At 35.9% G+C, this 19326-nt stretch carries 14 protein-coding genes; 1 reads left to right on the forward strand and 13 read right to left on the reverse strand.

The window, feature by feature from the left end:
- Window positions 1-25: 25 nt before the first annotated feature.
- From ACTQ54_RS09630 to ACTQ54_RS09645, 4 genes are read right to left on the reverse strand one after another with little or no spacing between them, the layout of a single operon-like run.
- Window positions 26-1324, reverse strand: a complete 1299-nt coding sequence (locus ACTQ54_RS09630) for an ABC transporter substrate-binding protein (protein ID WP_441756338.1) — start codon at window positions 1322-1324, stop codon at window positions 26-28.
- A gap of 23 nt (window positions 1325-1347) precedes the next feature.
- Entirely contained in the window at window positions 1348-2508 is a 1161-nt protein-coding gene (locus ACTQ54_RS09635) for a glycoside hydrolase family 88 protein (protein WP_441756340.1), read from the reverse strand.
- 11 nt (window positions 2509-2519) lie between these two features.
- A complete protein-coding gene (locus ACTQ54_RS09640; RefSeq protein ID WP_441756341.1) occupies window positions 2520-4208 on the reverse strand; it encodes a hypothetical protein in 1689 nt (562 codons plus the stop codon).
- Window positions 4209-4219: 11 nt separating this feature from the next.
- Entirely contained in the window at window positions 4220-6040 is a 1821-nt protein-coding gene (locus tag ACTQ54_RS09645; protein WP_441756343.1) for a DUF2264 domain-containing protein, read from the reverse strand.
- Between the two features lie 182 nt (window positions 6041-6222).
- Between ACTQ54_RS09645 and ACTQ54_RS09650 the strand changes: the two genes are divergently transcribed.
- A complete protein-coding gene (locus tag ACTQ54_RS09650) occupies window positions 6223-7251 on the forward strand; it encodes a LacI family DNA-binding transcriptional regulator (protein ID WP_441756345.1) in 1029 nt (342 codons plus the stop codon).
- 105 nt (window positions 7252-7356) lie between these two features.
- Here the strand turns inward: ACTQ54_RS09650 and ACTQ54_RS09655 are convergent, their stop codons facing one another.
- The 9 genes from ACTQ54_RS09655 to ACTQ54_RS09695 all read right to left on the reverse strand — a co-directional run bounded on the left by ACTQ54_RS09655 (window position 7357) and on the right by ACTQ54_RS09695 (window position 19301).
- On the reverse strand, window positions 7357-8130 hold the full coding sequence (locus ACTQ54_RS09655; protein ID WP_441756347.1) for an IclR family transcriptional regulator: 774 nt from the start codon (window positions 8128-8130) through the stop codon (window positions 7357-7359).
- A 98-nt stretch (window positions 8131-8228) separates the two neighbouring features.
- Complete coding sequence (locus tag ACTQ54_RS09660; protein WP_441756349.1) at window positions 8229-9026, reverse strand: gluconate 5-dehydrogenase; 798 nt, start codon at window positions 9024-9026, stop codon at window positions 8229-8231.
- Window positions 9027-9071: 45 nt separating this feature from the next.
- Window positions 9072-9914: a 5-dehydro-4-deoxy-D-glucuronate isomerase gene (gene kduI / locus ACTQ54_RS09665; protein WP_441756351.1), complete on the reverse strand. Its 843-nt coding sequence runs from the start codon at window positions 9912-9914 to the stop codon at window positions 9072-9074.
- Window positions 9915-10253: 339 nt separating this feature from the next.
- The gene (locus ACTQ54_RS09670) at window positions 10254-11645 is read right to left on the reverse strand and encodes a glycoside hydrolase family 1 protein (RefSeq protein ID WP_441756353.1); all 1392 of its coding nucleotides are present in this window, start codon (window positions 11643-11645) and stop codon (window positions 10254-10256) included.
- Window positions 11646-11654: 9 nt separating this feature from the next.
- Window positions 11655-12524 (reverse strand): ROK family protein, encoded by an 870-nt coding sequence (locus ACTQ54_RS09675; RefSeq protein WP_441756355.1) that lies wholly within the window; start codon window positions 12522-12524, stop codon window positions 11655-11657.
- 16 nt (window positions 12525-12540) lie between these two features.
- A complete protein-coding gene (locus tag ACTQ54_RS09680) occupies window positions 12541-14565 on the reverse strand; it encodes a beta-galactosidase (RefSeq protein ID WP_441756357.1) in 2025 nt (674 codons plus the stop codon).
- 23 nt (window positions 14566-14588) lie between these two features.
- The gene (yicI, locus tag ACTQ54_RS09685; RefSeq protein ID WP_441756359.1) at window positions 14589-16895 is read right to left on the reverse strand and encodes an alpha-xylosidase; all 2307 of its coding nucleotides are present in this window, start codon (window positions 16893-16895) and stop codon (window positions 14589-14591) included.
- 14 nt (window positions 16896-16909) lie between these two features.
- Complete coding sequence (locus ACTQ54_RS09690; RefSeq protein ID WP_441756361.1) at window positions 16910-18388, reverse strand: glycoside hydrolase family 1 protein; 1479 nt, start codon at window positions 18386-18388, stop codon at window positions 16910-16912.
- Window positions 18375-19301, reverse strand: a complete 927-nt coding sequence (locus tag ACTQ54_RS09695; RefSeq protein ID WP_441756363.1) for an ROK family protein — start codon at window positions 19299-19301, stop codon at window positions 18375-18377. The genes ACTQ54_RS09690 and ACTQ54_RS09695 overlap by 14 nt, the downstream gene beginning before the upstream one ends.
- Window positions 19302-19326 lie beyond the last annotated feature (25 nt).

Genomic DNA, 19326 nt, shown 5'->3' on the forward strand with positions numbered 1-19326 from the left:
AAGACTTACCTCCCAGCGACATAAATTATTGTTTTAATGCGGCTACTTGTTCTGAAGCATATTGCAATTCTTCAGCGATATCTGCGTTCATTGTCATAATATTATCATGGGCATCGTTTAAAATTGTTTCCACTTCTGCTGAATGTTCATCTAATGGCATTTCTAGGAAAGTATTTACAACAGCTAAAGCTTTCTTACTTGCTTCATCTTCTGGGAATCCTGGAGTAGAAGCAATAATATCAATTACATCTTCAGATTGAATCGCTGGCATCGTTCCTGTTTCAGCAATAATTTGTGAACCTGTTTCACTTGTTGCAAACTCTACAAATTTCCAAGCAGCTTCTTTATTCTGAGAATTAGCACTAATCCCCATCGTTGTTACTGTACCAGATGCTGAACCAATTTCTGCACCATCTGGTAAAGGCATCGTTACCATACCCCAATCAAATTCTTCACTGTCACCATTAGCAATAGCTGTTGCTAAGGTTGGAATAAACCATGAACCTTGTAACATGGTTGCTATGTTATTTTGATAAAAAGCTGCAGAATAATGTAAGCTAGACGTTTTTAAAGTCGCATAGTCTTGGATAATTTGATCTTCTTGTTGGCTTAGAACAGTTTCATAAAATGGTTGTAAAAATGAGTAATCTGTCGAAACTAATGTATTCTGTCCATCAAGCAAACCATACATTTGAACTTGACTTCTCCATACATGATAATGTCCACCGTACACTTTGGTTCCTAAAGCTTCGCTTGCTTTTTCTGAAACCTCGCGAATCATGGCATTATAGTCTTCATAAGACATATCGTTTACTGGATAATCCATTCCTGCAGCATCAAATAAGTCTTTATTGTAGTACATGACATAAAAATCACTTCTAAATGGTAAGGCATAAAAAGTATCATCCACTGAAATTTGTTCCACTGTTCCACTATATTGATCTAAATCTACTTCAGTAGCCAACTCATTCAATGGTTCAAGTTGGTTACGATTAATCAAAGCAGCATATCCAGGAGTATCTTTAACTAAAACCACATCAATACTATCATCGCCACCAGATAATTGCGTTCCTAAAACAGTCATATAATCTGTTGAACCTAAATCTAAGAGTTCTATCTTGATATCAGGATTTTCTGCTTCAAAAGCTTCGATCAGGGGCGTGTAATATACCGTTGAATCTTTATCCCATACTGACCATGTTAAAGTTGTTGTCTCTTGAGCACTAACTTTTTCAACATTCCCCATTAATGTAGCACTACTTGAGGCAATTAGAGCAGTTACACTTAGTACAGAAAGTGTCTTTTTCAGTATTTTATTCATCATTTTTATTTTTCCCTCCATTAATTTTACCAATATAGATTCCAACTTTGATTCAGGCGAACGAGACTTTCAAAATAAAAATAATCTCCCCAAATCATAGCTTCATCTACACCTTTATCATTATTTTTGTCATATACAGCATGCTTTAGGACTGCATTTGAATCTTCTAAATCTTTAGTCGTATAGTTTTGGCTCAGTGATAAAATAATCTCGAGTGCTTTTTCTTCATAATTTTTTCTTCTTGAATCAGTTATCGGTAACTGTCTTGCTAATTCCAGAAGACCACAGCCAGCAATAGCAGCAGCAGAGCTATCGCGCTCTTCGTTGCTTCCATCATTAAAGATTAAATCCCAATATACTACCTTATCTGCAGGCAGTTGTGATAAGAAATAATCAGCCACTTCTTTTGCAGTTTCGATAAAACTATAGTCTCCCGTATAGATATAACTTAAAGTAAAGCCATAAATCCCCCAAGCTTGACCTCTTGCCCAACAAGAATCATCTGAAAAACCTTGAGCTGTTGATCCTTTGACACCTAGTCCAGTTTGACGATCAAAGAAATACGTATGATATGTCGTAGCATTGTCACGAACAATATATTTTTGTGTTTGCTTAGCATGTCTTGTTGCAGCAACTCGATACTGGTCATCTCCACTGTTTTCAGAAGCAAAAAATAAGAGAGGTAAGTTCATTAAACAATCAATAATCATGCGCCCATTTTCATTAACATCTTCTAAATTACCCCAAGCCTGGATAACACCTGATTTTTCATTGTAACGTTGCATTAGACGCTGCGCGGCTCTTATAGCTAGCTCTTTGGATTTAAGGTTTCCATTGACTTTATAATCTGCTACTGCAGACAAACTATATAAAAATCCTATGTCATGGGTATCAAGTTCAATATCATTATCCAAACGATTTCTAAAACTCTCAAGCTGTTTATTGATAATATCATCAAACTCTTGGCTTTTTGTGACTTCTTTGGCTAAAAATAACATCCCTAGCCAGAAGCTAGATGTCCAATATGCATTAGGCTCTGCTTGATAAACCATATTTTTTGAAGCAGCCCATGGGGTCGTGTCATAAAAAACTGGTAGATTTGCTCGAATTTTTGATAAAACAAAATTGATTTCATCTGTAATGACGGATTTCAAGTCCCCTTTTAATTCATTTAATTTGTCAACCATATTACTCCACCTTAAAAATTCCGTAGTTTAAAATACAAGTCTTTACGATAGTCTCTCTTGACATCCGACAACACCAATATCAGCCTAAACACTTCCTGATTCTTACCATCATGAGCTTGAATCACTTCTGGAATGACTACAATTTGTTCACCTTCATTCTTAAAGTGTAGCTCTAACTGCTTATCAGCCCCTTTCCAATAAATAACATCATTCCTTACAACCGGTTCAATACGACTTACAAAGTTTTGAATTATCGAATTTCCTTTTTTACGACTGAATTCAATTTCATCTGTAAGTATTAACGCGTCATTTAAATAATCCCAATGCCATTGACGATAAAATCGATTAATAAATGCATTTTCACTGTATACATCATCCAGTTCCATCGAAAATAACCAACCATTTTCGTTATCTTGGAACTGTGTCTTCTTAGCTGCAAATCTACCTGCGCGTTGTTCAGTATAATTAATAAATGGAACAGAATGACCTAACGATCGGTTGTTTAGAAAAGTGTAACGCGTTTCGTTATGAAAATATGCTTGTGTATACTCACCTGCTCCTAAATCTGTAAGAAATAGCTCATCTTGAGTCCCTATAATAAAATGGCCAACATCGTTGTGGTTATGACTTTCATTATTATTACCGCCTTTAGCCGCAAAAAGAAGTTGAGTTTCTTTATCGTTTACCAACAACCATTCGGCATCAGGGAAATAATGTATTTTATTTGCAACTTGAGCTTTAATCTCTCCCGCCCAAAGTAAATTCCGATATAAATGTGCCCATCGGTAGCAATGATCAAAATGTAAACTTGGGGCTTCATTAGCATATGGAACATTGACTTGAAAAGTGTTCTGACAGAAACTAAGCAAGCCGATTGGTAGCGTTGTCATTTGTGAATCTGAAAATGGAATGAACTGTTTCTCACTAATTTGGACAGCAAAAGGAAAAGCAGCAATATTTGTAAGCAGTGGATTCTTGGTATATTTTTCATCATTAAATATCCTCTGATATTTTTCTGCAAAATAGCAGTAATATCCAAAGCCATAAGTCCAATAAGAAATACCTTCTTCACAAACACCATCATCACTAAAGCTAGAAAAATAGGCATAAAATGATTGGTCTAAACGGTCTAGAATAGCATGCAGACGAGGCGAATCTTTATCCATTAAGCTCAAGCTTGTCATGCCAATACAAGAGGCAATTACACTACTCCAGTTATTGTCTAACCGTTCCCATGTCCATGGTCTACTCTCAAATGGGGTTAAGATTCGTTTTTCTATCTCATACTCGATTCGTTCTATAATGAATTTAGATAAGTGATATTCAAGAATTTCTCTAATTTCAGATAAAGTTTGTGCTGTTTCGGCAGCAAATAAATCAATCATGGATGGACTATTAGTTGAAAAAGTGCTGTCACTATCTTTTTCTAAATGTGCAGGTAGCGCCCATGAATATTCATTACAAACTTCCCAGATAACTTGTTCAAGTAAGGCAATAGTTTCTTTTGGATCAGAATCTATTACAACATGCAAAGCTAAAGTCACCAGCTGTCTACGTCTATTAAAGTACTCAGATTCAAACATCAAACGATTACCTGTTTCAAGATAAGCTTTATAGCCATCAATCGAAATTGGTTGTATATCATTTTCTTGTAACAAAAAAGCTGTATCGTTGTTGATTTCTTGAATCAAACGAGTCATATTAATTTGATTTATGAGTTTTCACCTACATCTACAATCTTTATCTTGCCATTATATTCAATCGTAAAGATGTTATTTTTTATTGCTACTCTAGGTAGCTCTGCGTTTTCGCAATGAACACTACCTCCTACTAAACTTACTAATTGATGTCTTCCTTCCTCTAATCGAACTTCCATCATAGGGTAAGCAGATCGACTAAAGTATATATTCGTATTCGGTTCTGGATAATGAATTTGAGCATCTTGATATCCAGAGATATTTATTAGTGTGGATTGTCCGATTCTGGATTGATAGCAAATGCCGTTTTCCATTTTTCGTATGGTATCTGTTGAGTGGACCGGACTAGAAAAACCACCTTCAATAGCTGTTAACGCATGTTCATTCGTTATATCGTGAATGCGAAGATGCCAATCGTCAATCGGAATAACCGTCGTTTTTATCTGAACATTTGGCCACGGCCGCCAATAACTTATGACGTAATCATCATGAATGATATATTCATCTGTTACTAATTTACTTCTAAAATAAGTATTTTCTTCAGATAAGGCTAGTGCAGAATCAAAACCACCTTGCTTATAGTAAATAGACCCTTTGGAAACACTAAATCCAAATGTAGTCGAATAAACTAATTTACTATATTTGGCATCCACATGAGCTTGTTTTTGTTCTAATTGTCCCGCCACATACGCCTGCAACTGATTTTTACTATGAGAAATTAGCATGCGTGCTGCTGGAATAGCTAATTGATTTGTAGGTAAAGTTAGGGGCTTTGGGTCAGCTTTCCAAAAAGGATGTTCATCCGGAACAGCCATAAGCAAGTATGTCTTTAATGACCAATAGGGAGAACCTAGCGAATTATAACCTTCAGCCATTACCAAATTAGGGTAATGATAGCCAATCGTTAAGACACCATCTCGAGAAAATATCTCCTTCGCCATCCATTGCTGCATATTCCGACTGATAATCCCCTTCATTTCGCCCCAAGGAATGGCTTCAACATCTGCAAAGACAAGTGCAGACCAAAAGCCGACTTGTGCAAAACGATAGGATAAACTTCGGCCAAATGGTAGTGCTTCCCCTTTTTCATCAAACCAATGTTTGAAACTTTGAGCGAATTCAACGGAACGATTTTTCAACCGTAAAGCTCGTTCACTGTCGTGATTTTGCATAAATTTGTAATAAATAAGACTATAGAAGTGAATGGCAAATGAAATATAGTAGTCTATTTGTGTAGGATTTTCATCAAAATACCATCCATTTCCGATATAAGAATTTTCAATAATATCTAGATCATCTGAAACTTGCTGTAAATCATAATCTTTGTTACAATGCATCATTGAAATATTTACTAAAATTCTAAAAAATAACCAATTACTTTTGGGTATCTCATGCATATTAATTTGCATTAACCACGCATGTAATTGATTTTGTTCCTTTTCATTCAACAAGTCCCAAGTCTTATCTTTAGCTAATAATAAAGTCGTCGCTAAGGAAGCCATCTCAACTAGGCGTTGGTCATAATCATTCACTAACCCCCAATAATCGGGATGTTCAGGATTAACACCTGCTCTAATCCCTTCAAGATAGATCGTTTCTAACTCTTTATTGTGATAGGATACAAGGAAAGGACCAAATGCCCACAGAGGGCGGAGGAATGATTCAATGTGTCGTATATCCTCTGAATAGACTGTACCAGATTCGCCTAAATCGATACGGCCTTTACGACCATTTCTCATTAAAACAATCAAAGGCTGCATGATGTCTAAAAAGCTTTCTTTAAAGTCATCTTTACTTTCAAATTGTTTGTTCTCATATTTTGATGTTCGGATCATTCAATCACCTTTTTTAGTTAAATATTTTATGTTTTTTACTCGGATTAACATCTAAAAAATGGTATTATAATACATGATTGCGCTTTCTTTTTCATTATTATACTTTACACTATATATTTATTCAATAGTTTTAGTTGTTTTTTTTATTTTTATTTTACTAAAATTCTTTAAGGATGTGCACAATGACTACAATCAAAGATATCGCTGAAAAAACGGACTTATCTATCGCGACCGTTTCACGTGTTCTCAATTATGATCCTACATTATCGGTAACAGATGAAACAAAACAAAAAATTTTCGAAACAGCTGAGAAGTTAAATTACACCAAACACATTGAGAAAAAAATGAAGAGAGATGAATTACTAACCAACATTGCTGTGGTGCAGTGGTTAGACATGCATGAAGAGATAGAAGATATTTATTATATGTCAATTCGTATTGGCGTTGAGCGTCGTGCTGCAGAGTTAGGGTTTTCATTACTAAAAGTTACTCCAAATGACCAAGTTTTAAACGAGGATGTTGCTGGGGTTTTAGCTATTGGAAAATTTGACCAAAAAACCGTTAATACCATTGCAAAAATGCATAAAAATGTTGTTTTTATTGGATCTAATTACCCACTCAACCAATTCGATACTATCAATGGTGATTTTGTCCAAGCCGCTGAACTAGCTTTAACTTACCTTATTGATAATGGGCATCGTGAGATTGCTTTTATTGGTGCTGAAAACAAGGCAACATTGCATGGTTTCCGTCAATATAAATCACCGGCGATTTATACTTTTATTGATTTTTTAAGTTATCATGGGCTTTTTGATGATTCTCTTTTTTATTTCGAAGAAACGACAAAATCGAACCTGGATGTCGGTTATGCTTTAGGTCAACAATTAATTCGTGATAACAAAGATCAGTTACCTACGGCAATTTTTGTGGTTAATGATGGAATGGCTCTAGGGGTATTAAACGCTTTGCGCGAAAATAAGATTGCTGTTCCAGATGATATTAGCGTCATCAGTATTAACGACTTATCCGTTTCACAATATTTAACACCCGCTTTAACGACAGTGAAAATCTTTACTGAAGAAATGGGCCAAGTCGGTCTCGATACGCTCCATAATCGCATTAATAACAGTAATTCTATTTCTAAACGTATCATTATAAGTTCTAAATTAATTGAACGTGATACCGTTAAAAAGATTACAGACACAAAATAAGCTTGATAACTGCATAACTTTAGAAACACAAACAGCCAGCGTGACATTATCACACTGGCTGTTATTTAATGACGGTAATCATCCAAATCCGTATATTAATCTAAACTAAAACACCGCATTTATTTCGGCTTTCGTTGCAAGGATTGCTTCATAAATTTCCTCTAAAAAATCATCAGTTGCTCTAAAAATCGGAAGGCTTAAACTAAAGGCTCCAATAATTTGTTTGCCCCCATCCGGTATTTCATGTGTGATAGACGCTCCCACACAATACACACCTTCCTCATTTTCCTCGTTATCAATCGAATAACCTTTTAAGCGAATTTCGTCTATTTCAGTTAATAATCTCTGCGTCTCACGTATTGTATTCGTCGTTTTAGCAACGAACTCATGATTATTTAAGTAATTTAGTAACTTCTTATTATCAAGTTCAGCTAATACCGCCTTACCCATTCCAGAACTATAGAGATCTTTTGTCTCTCCAACGGCAGAAGAAATACAAATAACCGGCTTAGCAGATTCATATTTATCAATGGTAACAATCCGATCATTTTTAAAAATCCCCATATGAACTGTCTCATTAAAATGCTTATGTAATCTCTCTAGAGGGTCTTTCACTAAACTCTGTAAATCATCCGCATTTAATTCTCGAGACCCATATTTCATAAGTTTAAATCCAATGGAGTATTTTTTGGTTTGTTGGTTTTTAATCACATAACCAATATGCTCCAAAGTTTCTAATATTTTTAAAGCCGTTGAGCGTGTCAATTCTGTCATATCAGCTAATTCTGCTAATGTTAAAGGATGATCAGCGCCATACAATGCCTCAATCAACAAGTCTGCTTTAATCAATACCGTTCCGTAAAGTTTTTTTCCAGTCATATTTCTTCCTCCTTCCCGTATATAAATTAAAAAGAACAGCCTAAATAAATATTATATCAGCTGTTCTTTATTTGCAAATTGATTTAATTAATTTATGATTATGATTCTGGTTGCTTACCAATCGAAGCTAAAATACCACCATCAACATATAAAATATGTCCGTTTACAAAATCGGATGCTTGAGAAGCTAAGAAGACAGCTGGTCCTTTTAGATCTTCTGTTGTACCCCAGCGAGCTGCAGGCGTTTTTTGGATAATAAATTCGTTGAACGGATGTCCGTCAACACGTATTGGTGCTGTTTGTGGTGTTTCGATATAACCAGGTCCAATTCCGTTACATTGGATATTGTGCTCACCATATTCAGCCGCAATGTTACGTGTTAACATTTTCAAGCCACCTTTAGCAGCAGCATATGCTGAAACTGTTTGACGACCTAATTCACTCATCAATGAACAAATATTAATGATTTTCCCTGCACCTTTTTCAATCATTCCTGGAATAACTGCTTTAGCCATGATGAATGGACCAGTTAAGTCAATATCAACTACTTGACGCCACTCAGCTGCAGACATTTCGTGCATTGGAATACGTTTAATGATTCCAGCATTGTTAACAAGAATATCAACAACACCTACATCTTCATTAATTTTCGCTACCAATTCATTGACAGCATCTTCGTCTGTTACGTTAGCAACATAACCATGCGCTTTAATTCCAGCTTCTTCATAAGCTGCTAATCCTTTATCAACCAGTTCTTGATTGATATCATTAAACACAAGAGTTGCTCCCGCTTGAGCTAGTGATGAACCAATTGCGAATCCAATTCCGTAAGTTGCTCCAGTAACTAAGGCAACTTTACCTTCTAATGAAAATGAATCCATTGAAAAATCTACCATTTATATTCCTCCTATTTATATTTTCTATTAATAGAACAATTCTTATTAAGCTAAATCTTGCATTGCAACGTGATCCATATCTTCATAGGTAATGTTTTCTCCACACATTGCCCAAATGAATGTATAATCACTTGTTCCAACACCTGAGTGAATTGACCAACTTGGTGAAATTGCAGCTTGTTCATTTGACATAACTAAATGTTTTGTCGCAGTTGGTTCACCCATAAAGTGGAAGATACGTGTGTCAGCTTCCATATCAAAGTATAGATAAGTTTCCATTCTTCTTTCATGAGTATGTGTAGGCATTGTATTCCAAGCACTACCTTCAGATAAGATTGTATAACCCATTTGTAGTTGGCAACTTTCACACACATTTGGATGGATATATTGATAAATACTACGGTGATTTAATGTCTTAGCATCCCCTGTTACTTTCGGTTGGATGTTATCGATTGAAATCTTAACCGTTGGGTATTTATGATGGGCTGGTGTAGAAACAACATAGAATTTAGCTGGATTCGATGCATCATCCGATTTAAAGCGAACATCTTTGGTTTCTTTACCAATATAGTAACCATCTTGTTTCTTCATCGGTTCTTCTTTACCTTCAATAATAATGCTTCCAGGCCCACCAATGTTAATAACACCTAATTCTCTTCTTTCTAAGAAGTATTCAACACCAAGTGATTTGTTTAGAACGATTTCTAATTCACCGTCTGTTGGAGTTACACCTCCAAAAATTTGACGATCATTATGAGTATAGTTTAATAAAACTTTTCCTGGTTCAAAAATTTTCTCTACTAAAAAATCTTCTCGCAATTGAGTAGTTGAATAATGTTCGACATCCTTAGGGCCATTTGCATAATATGTTCTATAAGCTGTTTCCAAAATCATTCTCCTTTAGTTTCTTTTTTAGAAATTAAATTACCTGTATAAGAAATTCTATACTTATTGTAGCTTAACTCGTTTGTAATTGTCAAGCGGTTTCAAGAAAAAGTTTTTTTGCTTGATAGCACCTTTTTATCAACATTTATATCATTTTTCTTCTTCCTTAATAACAAAAAATATTTTAAAACACTTTAAAATAAATACCACATTTTTATTTCCTATAAAGAAATCTTTCTTTTGAAGTATCCAAAAAAGCAATCCGGTTCGACATAGCCAAAATAAAAAAGCTATCACAAAATAATTGCAATAGCCTTTAACTTAAAAACTTTCATTTGTTTTTTAATCCTCTATCCCATTTTTCTCCGCAACTTTCTTAAACCAATAACCAGATTTCTTAATCGTCTTAATTTGTGTACGAATATCATTCGAGATGAGACCATATCGGTTTTTGTAAGCATTAGACCAAGACCAACAATCAATGGGTGTCCATAAATGATAACCAAAGCAGTTAGACCCTTCTTCAATTCCTTGATGTAAACAAGATAAGTGATCATGTATAAAATCAATACGATATTGGTCTTCAACTACACCTTCTGAATTCATAAACTTTTCTTCATTTGAAACGCCCATTCCATTTTCGGATACAAACCAAGGGATATTTTTATAATTGTCTTTAATATTAATCGCGATATCATATAAGGCTTGAGGATAAATTTCCCATCCACGATCTACATTCATTCTTCTACCAGGCATTTGATAGCCATCATAATAACGATTCGGCATCCAGGCGCCAACTGAATTAGGCGCAATATCTGGAGCTTTAACACGATTGGGATGATAGAAATTAACGCCTAAGAAATCAACCGTGTTTTCAGCGATAGCAGCTAAATCTTCTTCAGTCGCATTCCATAAAACGCCGTCTCCTTCTAATATTTCAACAAGCTCCTCTGGAAAATAGCCATGAATAGCTGGTTCTAAGAACATTTTATTATTCCATAATTCAGCAATCCGAGCTGCTTTTTGATCAGCTTTACTATCTGAAGCTGCGTAGGTCGGAGTTAAATTTAAGACAACTCCAATTTGAGAATGTTCAAAATTAAACTCCTTAAATTTCTTGATGGCAAGAGCTGAAGATAAATTCAAATGATAGGCTACTTGAACAGCTTTTTTACCATCAACTAATTTAGGATAGTGGAATCGATATAAGTACTGGCCCTCAACAACCACCAGCGGTTCATTATGTGTCATCCAATATTTAACTCGATCACCAAATAATTCAAAACATTTTTCCGCAAAACCAACAAATAAATCGACCACATGGCGCGATTCCCATCCTCCATACTTATCGTATAACGCTACAGGTAAATCAAAGTGATGCAAATTTATAAATGGTTCTATCCCTTGATCGAGCATTTCATCGATGACCGCATTGTAGTATCTAACGCCATCGGGTTCGACTGTATTTTTTTCAAAATCGTCAATTAAACGCGACCATTGGATTGAAATCCGCAGACTGTTTAATCCTGTCTGTTTCATCAATTGGATATCTTCTTTATATGAATTGTAAAAGTTCGAGGCCGTGTTCGGACCTACTTGATTATAAAATGCTTCTGGCTCTGTATCGTACCAATAATCAAATACATTCGTATGTTTTTTATTGAAACGTCCTTCTGCTTGCGGACCAGAAGTCGCTGCCCCCCAATAAAAGCCGTTTGGAAATTGTTTTGTCATGTTTTCCTCCTATATTTTATTCAACCATTGATTGAAATTGACTACTGCACCAACAAGATTTGCTTTCTGCTGGAAATGACAAACCTTTAATTCAATACTTAGGTTTTCAGCATGTTGTTGAAGCTTTATTTGTTCAAGTTGTTGTTTAATAGGTTCGGTTAAGTTGGGTCTACTAGAAATTGCACCACCAATAACAACCACTTGTGGATCTATTGTTAAGCACACATTAAATATTCCTTTAGCTAGATAGTAGTTAAATTCTTCAATAGCTTTAACCGCTGAAGGGACGCCTTGATCAGATAAGTCAAATAATTGTCGTCCATCGATAGGCGGAATCAACCCTTCTTCTTTTGAATAATTATTAGCAATATTAACAGGACTGGCAAGCCCACTTAAGTTATGCGATTTTTCTAATAATAAATATCCAAATTCACCACCAAATAAATTTGCGCCTCTTATCAGTTTTCGATCAATCATGACAGATCCACCAATCCCAGAACCTAAAATAAAGAAAGCTGCACTATCAACATCCTTAGCAGCGCCAAATTCAATTTCAGCCAACGCTGCACAATTCGCATCATTTTCAATAGCAATCGGGATCTGTAATAAAGACTCTAACTCAGCGACAATGGGAAAATGATGAATATAAGGAATAGCACTAAAGCCTCTAATTTCACCTTTTACGGCGTCTACAACTCCAGGAATACTGATAGCTAAACCTTTTACAGAAGCATCAATCGCAACTAATCTTTCAATAGCTAAACTTAATTCTTTCCAACTGCTTGGCGTTGGAAACTCGTCTACATCCACTAATTGTGAATCTTTCCACCAACCATATTTAATCGATGAACCTCCGATATCAACTGCTAATAGTGTCATACACCAGTACCTACCTTTACAGTTTACTTAAAATCATAACGCCAAAAGCAGGTAAGTTTAGTTCATTTTCGACTGTTGTATCTGTTAACAGGTCAGTACAACCTGCATAGTCCGCATCAAAGCTCACCGCTTCTGAATTATGATTAATGACAAAGATAAAATCTTGACCATTTTTAGAACGAATCGATAATTCTACATTTTCTGGAGTATGACCTAGGCTTTGAATGTTTTGTAGGTCAACAATTTCATTTAAAATTGTATCCCTTAAATTTTCATTCGGTAGCGTTCCTATATACCAAGCTTTTCCTTTACCAAAATTATTTACAGTAACCACTGGAGACCCAGTATAAAAATTATCATCGTAGACCATAACAGCTTCGGCTCCTTCAAGGTGAAGAATATCACTTACTAGGCTTCCAGAATATTCTTTATTTTCCTTTGCCGCACTTACACTTACGATATGATTAGATTGATTAGGAGTTAACGCATCAATTTCTTCTACCCAAATGCCTAATAGCTTCCGTAATGGACCAGGATAGCCTCCAAGAATAACATTGTCACTTTGATCAACAATCCCACTCATAAAAGTAGTCACAAAATGCCCACCATTTTCAACAAATTGTTCTAACCGTTCAACAATATCATCTTTTATCATGTATAGAACGGGAGCAACAACGACATCATAAGCAGAAAAATCAGCATCATAACCTAACATATCAATTGGAATATTATTCTGATGGAAATAACGATAATAATGAAGAATTTGATTCACATAATACAAGTCGACATTAGGACCACTGGTATATTCCAACGCCCAGTAATTATCCCAATCAAATAAGATCCCTACACGAGCAGGCGTTGTGGCACCAACAATTGAATCAGATAATTTTTCTGATTCTACGCCAATTTCTGTCACTTCTTTAAATACCCTTGTGTTTTCATGTCCCGCATGCGAAATAACGGAACCATGGAATTTCTCATTGCCACCAATAGACTGTCTTAATTGGAAATATTGAACCGTATCGGCCCCATGCGCCACGGCATGATAGCTGATTGAACGCAGTTGTCCTGGTTTTTTTAGTACGTTATATGGCATCCAGTTTTGTTGGCTAGGAGAAGACTCCATTAACATAAAGCTTTGCCCATTTTTCAAACCACGCATTAAATCATGCGATAAGGATGTAAATGCCCAATCCGGCTCATAGTGTGGATAATTGTCCCAAGAGATAATATCCATTTCTTTTGCCCATGCAAAGGAGTCTAATCCTTTAAATGTTCCCATTAAATTCGTCGTCACAGGCGCTTCAGGAGCATATTTTTTGATAATATCGCGTTCCATCTTATAGTTATTTAGTAAGCTTTCAGACATAAAACGGCGATAATCAACTGAAAGACCTGCAAATGCTGTTTGCCTGTCACTCACACCATCACCTAAGTAATTAGGAACGACGATGTCATCAAAACTGTAAACTGTATGGCCCCAGAAATTAAGGTTCCAAGCTGTATTAACGGCTTCAATACTGTGATATTTATTTTTTAACCATACCCGAAAGGCTTTTTCACAATTGTCACAGTAACATTCTCCATTGTACTCATTCGAAACATGCCACACTTTAACTTGAGGGTGGTTTGCATAGCGTTCTGCCAGTCTTGCGACTAAAGCAGAAGCATATTTTTGAAAAGAAGGACTATTTGGACAATGATTGTGCCGATGGCTAAAGCGATGTTTTCGTCCTTCAAAATCAGTTCGGTTAACATCGGGATATTTTCTTGTTAACCAGGCAGGCAGTGATGCCGTAGATGTTGCCATGACAATGTCGTGGCCTTCTTCACTTAACAAGGCAACGACTTCATCGAGATCTTCAAAATGGTAATCTGTTTCGGAAGACTGTAATTTAGCCCAAGCAAAAATATTAATTGAAGCGGAATTGATATGCGCTTTTTTAAACAAGCGCATATCTTCTTCCCAAATCTCTTTCGGCCATTGCTCTGGATTATAGTCTCCGCCGTATAACATCCGATTAAGTATTTGTTTTTGCATTGAAATAAAACACCTTCTTTTTCTTATATTAAAATCGTTTGTGTCTTTGAATTTATGACAATTGCCGTTCCTAAGTCGTGTTCTACTTGCGTTAAATCTTGTCCTTCTTGAATTTGAAGATTTCGTAAAACTAAAGTAAATGAGTCTAGATTTTGTGCTGTTATATTTAATTGATTGTCTTTTCGTGAAATGACAATATCAGCAACCCATTCACCTTCAGAGTTATAGATATTTTCTTTCACTTCCATACCTTCAGCTAGTTCAAATACATGAATGGTAACATCTTCACTATAGTTATAAACAGCTTGATTATCTGTATTGCCTTCGATAATGATACTATTTGGACGAGCGAGCAATGGTAAGTTGAAATAATCATATTGTTGGTTGTACCACTTTCCACCTTCATAAACTTCGTTGGTTAAATAATTCGTCCATTTCCCATTTGGCACATAAAAATCAACCCTTCCATCTTCAGTAAATATCGGTGCCACTAACAAGTTTTCTCCCAACATATATTGGCGATCAAGCGTATGTGTATTAAGGTCTTCTGAAAACTCTAATACCATTGATCGCATCATCGGAATACCTTGATTAATAGTTGCGACAGATTCTTTCATTAAATAAGGCATTAAGCTTAATTTCAATTTCGTGAATGCTCGCGTCACATCTACGGCTTCGTCACCATACAACCATGGCACTTTATATTCCCAACTACCATGATAACGACTATGGGAAGAAAGTAATCCAAATTGGGTCCAACGCTTATATAGGTCTGGGGTACAACCGGATTCAAAGCCTCCAATATCATGACTCCAATAACCAAAACCACTCATTCCAAATGATAGACCTGCTCTAAGGGATTCAGCCATTGATGGATAATCCGAAGTACAGTCTCCCCCCCAATGAACGGGGAACTTTTGACCGCCGACGGTTGCTGAACGTGCAAATAAAACAGCCTCATTTTTACCTTTTTCTTCTTCGATTAGTTCAAAAACAATTTGATTGTATAATTGCGTATAGTAGTTATGCATTCTATGTGGATCAGATCCATCATGATAAACAACGTCTACTGGAATCCGTTCACCAAAGTCTGTTTTAAACGAATCGATCCCCATATCTAGAAGTCCACGCAGTTTATCGGTATACCAAGTAACGGCCTCTGGGTTGGTAAAATCGATCACAGCTAAGCCAGCTTGCCATTTATCCCATTGCCATACATCGCCATTAGCGCGTTTAATAAAGTAACCATTCTCCATTCCTTCGTCAAACATCGGCGACTTTTGTCCAACATAGGGATTAATCCATAAGGATATTTTCAATCCTTTATCCTTTAGACGCTTAAGCATTTGTTCTGGTTCTGGAAACATTCTTTCATCCCATTTGAAGTTAACCCATTCAAATTCCTCCATCCATAAGCAGTCAAAGTGAAAAACTTCTAAAGGAATATCACGTTCAATCATCCCATCTACAAATTGGTTGACTGTTGCTTCATCATAGTCTGTTAAAAAGGAGGTGCTTAACCATAATCCAAATGACCAAGCTGGTGGCATTGAAGGTTTGCCAGTTAAATCTGTATAACGTCCTAGTACTTCTTTTAAGCTATCGCCAGTGATGATAAAGTATTCCAATTCTTCTCCGGACACGCTAAATTGCACCCGCGAAACTTTTTCACTCGCAATTTCAAAACTCACTTTATCCGGTGAATTAACGAATACACCATAACCTTTACTACTTAAGTAAAAAGGAATATTTTTATAGGCTTGCTCAGTTCCCGTTCCGCCGTCTTCATTCCATATGTCAACGGTTTGCCCATTCTTAACAAAGGGAGTAAACCTTTCTCCTAGTCCATAGATATATTCACCAACGCCTAAGGTTAATTGCTCACTGACATGTGGCTGATTATCGGCATCTGTAACATAAGCTTGTCCTCTCGGTTTACTTTCGGTAATTAATTGATCTTTATAATAAAAACGTAAGTTAAATTGATCGCCTTTAGCCACTTCTACCTTCAAATCATGATTGATATATTCATAAGCATCATCTGTTTCATTCATTTCTACTTTAACATGTTCAGTGGAAAGTTCAAAGTCTGGACCAGGCCGTCTAAAACCTTTGTGATGATACGTCTTTATTCCAACAATATTTTCAAGCGGACTATTTATTTCGATGGTCATCATTCCACCATCTAAAGACATTCCTTTATGCGTTGTATGTCTAAATGGTGCATATAAAATTAAGGTATTCTCCTTTGTTCGCGTCGTATACACATGCGCTGGGTAACTAACTTCAAAACCATCTTTAACTAGCCAGCCACCATTTGAATATTTCATTATTTCCCTCTTCTCTAAATTTTCTCGGTTACATTCAAACCATTTTGATTAATTAAATCTTGATACCAATAAAAACTTTTCTTAGGAATGCGAGCTAAATCTTTTTCACTGTCATCGTCTCGATTAACATAAACAAAACCATAACGTTTTTTATAACCATTTAGCCAGCTTAATAAATCTGTAAATGACCAAGCGCAGTAGCCAATTAATTCAACTCCATCAGTTAATGCTTTACGCATTTCTAATATATGATTATTCAAATATTGAATGCGATCATCATCTTGAATACTGCCATCTTCTTCGACTGTATCAAAAGCACCTAAACCATTCTCCGTAATAAATATCGGCAAATCATATTCTGCATAAATTTCGCGCAAAGCAACTCTAAAACCTACCGGATCAATTTCCCATCCCCAAGCGGTTGTTTCCAAATACGGATTTGAAACAGATTCAAACATCGGGATTTCGGGCGCTTGTGATTGTTCTTCTTTCGGTTGCATTAAGTAAGGGTCTATGGCAGAAAATTCTTTTGCTTTTTGACCTTGTTCTGAAATATTTTCAATACGATTTTCTTGCATGGTGCCACCATGGTAATAATTAATGCCAAGAAAATCCGGTTTGGCAGATTTTAATAAAGCACGATCTGCTTCTGTCACTTCTGGTGCAATGCCCAATTCTTTCAATTGCTTATAGGCAAATTTTGGATACGACCCTTTACAATAAATATCCATCCACCAACGATTGTTGATTTCATGACCATTTAGGGCAGCAAGAATATTATCTGGTCGACTATTGAGACTGTAAGTGGGACCATAACCAAAGCTAGGACCAATTTTCCCGTTATGAACCATCTGATGAAATAATTGAATGGCTTCTGCATTGGCTAAATTAATCATATGATTGGCTGCATACATACGTTTTAAATCCGAAACAATGGGAGGATGTGCTTCCCAGCGGTAACCCATCGCTGTAAAAACGTTTTGTTCATTGAAAGTGATCCAATATTTCACTTTCTCACCTAAGGCTTCAAATAAAACACGACAATATTTAATAAAGGCTTGAATCGTTTGGCGAGATTCCCAACCATTATATTTTTCTTGCAAGGCTAAAGGTAAATCCCAATGGTATAAAGTTAAAATAGCTTCAATGTTATGGGCGATTAGCTCATCAACTAATCGAATGTAAAAATCTAAACCGGCTTGATTAATTTCTCCTTCTCCATCTGGAATGATACGTGACCAAGCTACTGAAAATCGATATGCTTTTAGACCTTGTTCAGCCATTAAAGCAATATCTTGTTTATAGTGATGATAATGGTCCACCGCTACATTTCCATTTGTTCCTTTGAAGGTTTTCCCAGAATGATGGGCAAAATCGTCCCAGACAGAAGGGCCTTTACCATCAGTATCAAAAGCACCTTCAACTTGGTAGGCAGCAGAAGCTGCTCCCCATAAAAAGCCATCAGGAAAATGATCTAATTTACTGTGATACATGATTCATACCTCTTCTCTTTTCAATTTGCTGATTTATCAAACCATAAGCCCCTCGTAGACCAGCTTCATTTAAATAATGACAAGCTTCAACGGGACAACTTAAATCATGCCAATTGGGATTCTTTTCAAGTTCAGCTAAAAGTAAGGGTATTAACAAAGAATTGGCACTAATTCCACCACCTAAAAGTATTTTTTCAGGATTAATAAAGCTCGCTATATTAAAAATGACCGTTGCTAAATTCACTGTCCATTCATTAATTATTTTTTTTACTTGTGGATCTTGATCTATTTCTGAAAAAATACTGGCTGCTTCAATTGCTATCTCAGCAGGAATTTTCTTATATTGTCGATATTTATTAACCAAAGCACTTGTAGCAGCGAGTTCATGCGTCGTCTTATTTGGATTTTGTCCAATATCAATATACATTTGACCAAATTCTCCAGCTCGATAACGATTGCCTTTATACAGTTGGCCATTCAATATTAATGCGCCGCCAATACCTGTTCCGATTGTCATTAAGACAAAATCATCACAGCTTACGGCATTTCCACTTTGTTGTTCAGCTAAAGCCGCACAATTAGCATCATTTTCGATAGCCAGCGGATAGCTTTTAGTTAAACGTGATTGAAGTTGTTGCAAAATATTTTCATTGTATAAGGGATATAAAGCACCTGCCGTTATCGCAGTTCCAGAATCGGAATCAATAAAACCTGGACAGGATATTCCTATTCCTTCAACTGTATAGGTTTCAGCATAGATATTTATTTGTTCAATGAGTTTTTGGTAAAAATCCTCTTTGTTCTCTAAAGGTGTGGCAAAAGAACTCTTGGAAGTTAATTGCCCATTGGTTGTAAATAGACCGTGTTTGATTGACGTTCCACCTATATCAAAAGTTACATACACTCGTTTCATCACCTCTTGTCGTAATACCTTAAAA

It is taken from the genome of Fundicoccus sp. Sow4_H7, from assembly GCF_052115865.1.
Lineage (GTDB): Bacteria > Bacillota > Bacilli > Lactobacillales > Aerococcaceae > Fundicoccus_A.

Coding starts and splice junctions, on each gene's coding strand:
- ACTQ54_RS09680 (WP_441756357.1), bottom strand. CDS start 14,565: ATGCAAAAACAAATACTTAATCGGATGTTATACGGCGGAGACTATAAT.
- ACTQ54_RS09630 (WP_441756338.1), bottom strand. CDS start 1,324: ATGATGAATAAAATACTGAAAAAGACACTTTCTGTACTAAGTGTAACT.
- ACTQ54_RS09635 (WP_441756340.1), bottom strand. CDS start 2,508: ATGGTTGACAAATTAAATGAATTAAAAGGGGACTTGAAATCCGTCATT.
- ACTQ54_RS09660 (WP_441756349.1), bottom strand. CDS start 9,026: ATGGTAGATTTTTCAATGGATTCATTTTCATTAGAAGGTAAAGTTGCC.
- ACTQ54_RS09655 (WP_441756347.1), bottom strand. CDS start 8,130: ATGACTGGAAAAAAACTTTACGGAACGGTATTGATTAAAGCAGACTTG.
- ACTQ54_RS09650 (WP_441756345.1), top strand. CDS start 6,223: ATGACTACAATCAAAGATATCGCTGAAAAAACGGACTTATCTATCGCG.
- ACTQ54_RS09695 (WP_441756363.1), bottom strand. CDS start 19,301: ATGAAACGAGTGTATGTAACTTTTGATATAGGTGGAACGTCAATCAAA.
- ACTQ54_RS09690 (WP_441756361.1), bottom strand. CDS start 18,388: ATGTATCACAGTAAATTAGATCATTTTCCTGATGGCTTTTTATGGGGA.
- ACTQ54_RS09670 (WP_441756353.1), bottom strand. CDS start 11,645: ATGACAAAACAATTTCCAAACGGCTTTTATTGGGGGGCAGCGACTTCT.
- ACTQ54_RS09675 (WP_441756355.1), bottom strand. CDS start 12,524: ATGACACTATTAGCAGTTGATATCGGAGGTTCATCGATTAAATATGGT.
- ACTQ54_RS09645 (WP_441756343.1), bottom strand. CDS start 6,040: ATGATCCGAACATCAAAATATGAGAACAAACAATTTGAAAGTAAAGAT.
- yicI (WP_441756359.1), bottom strand. CDS start 16,895: ATGAAATATTCAAATGGTGGCTGGCTAGTTAAAGATGGTTTTGAAGTT.
- ACTQ54_RS09640 (WP_441756341.1), bottom strand. CDS start 4,208: ATGACTCGTTTGATTCAAGAAATCAACAACGATACAGCTTTTTTGTTA.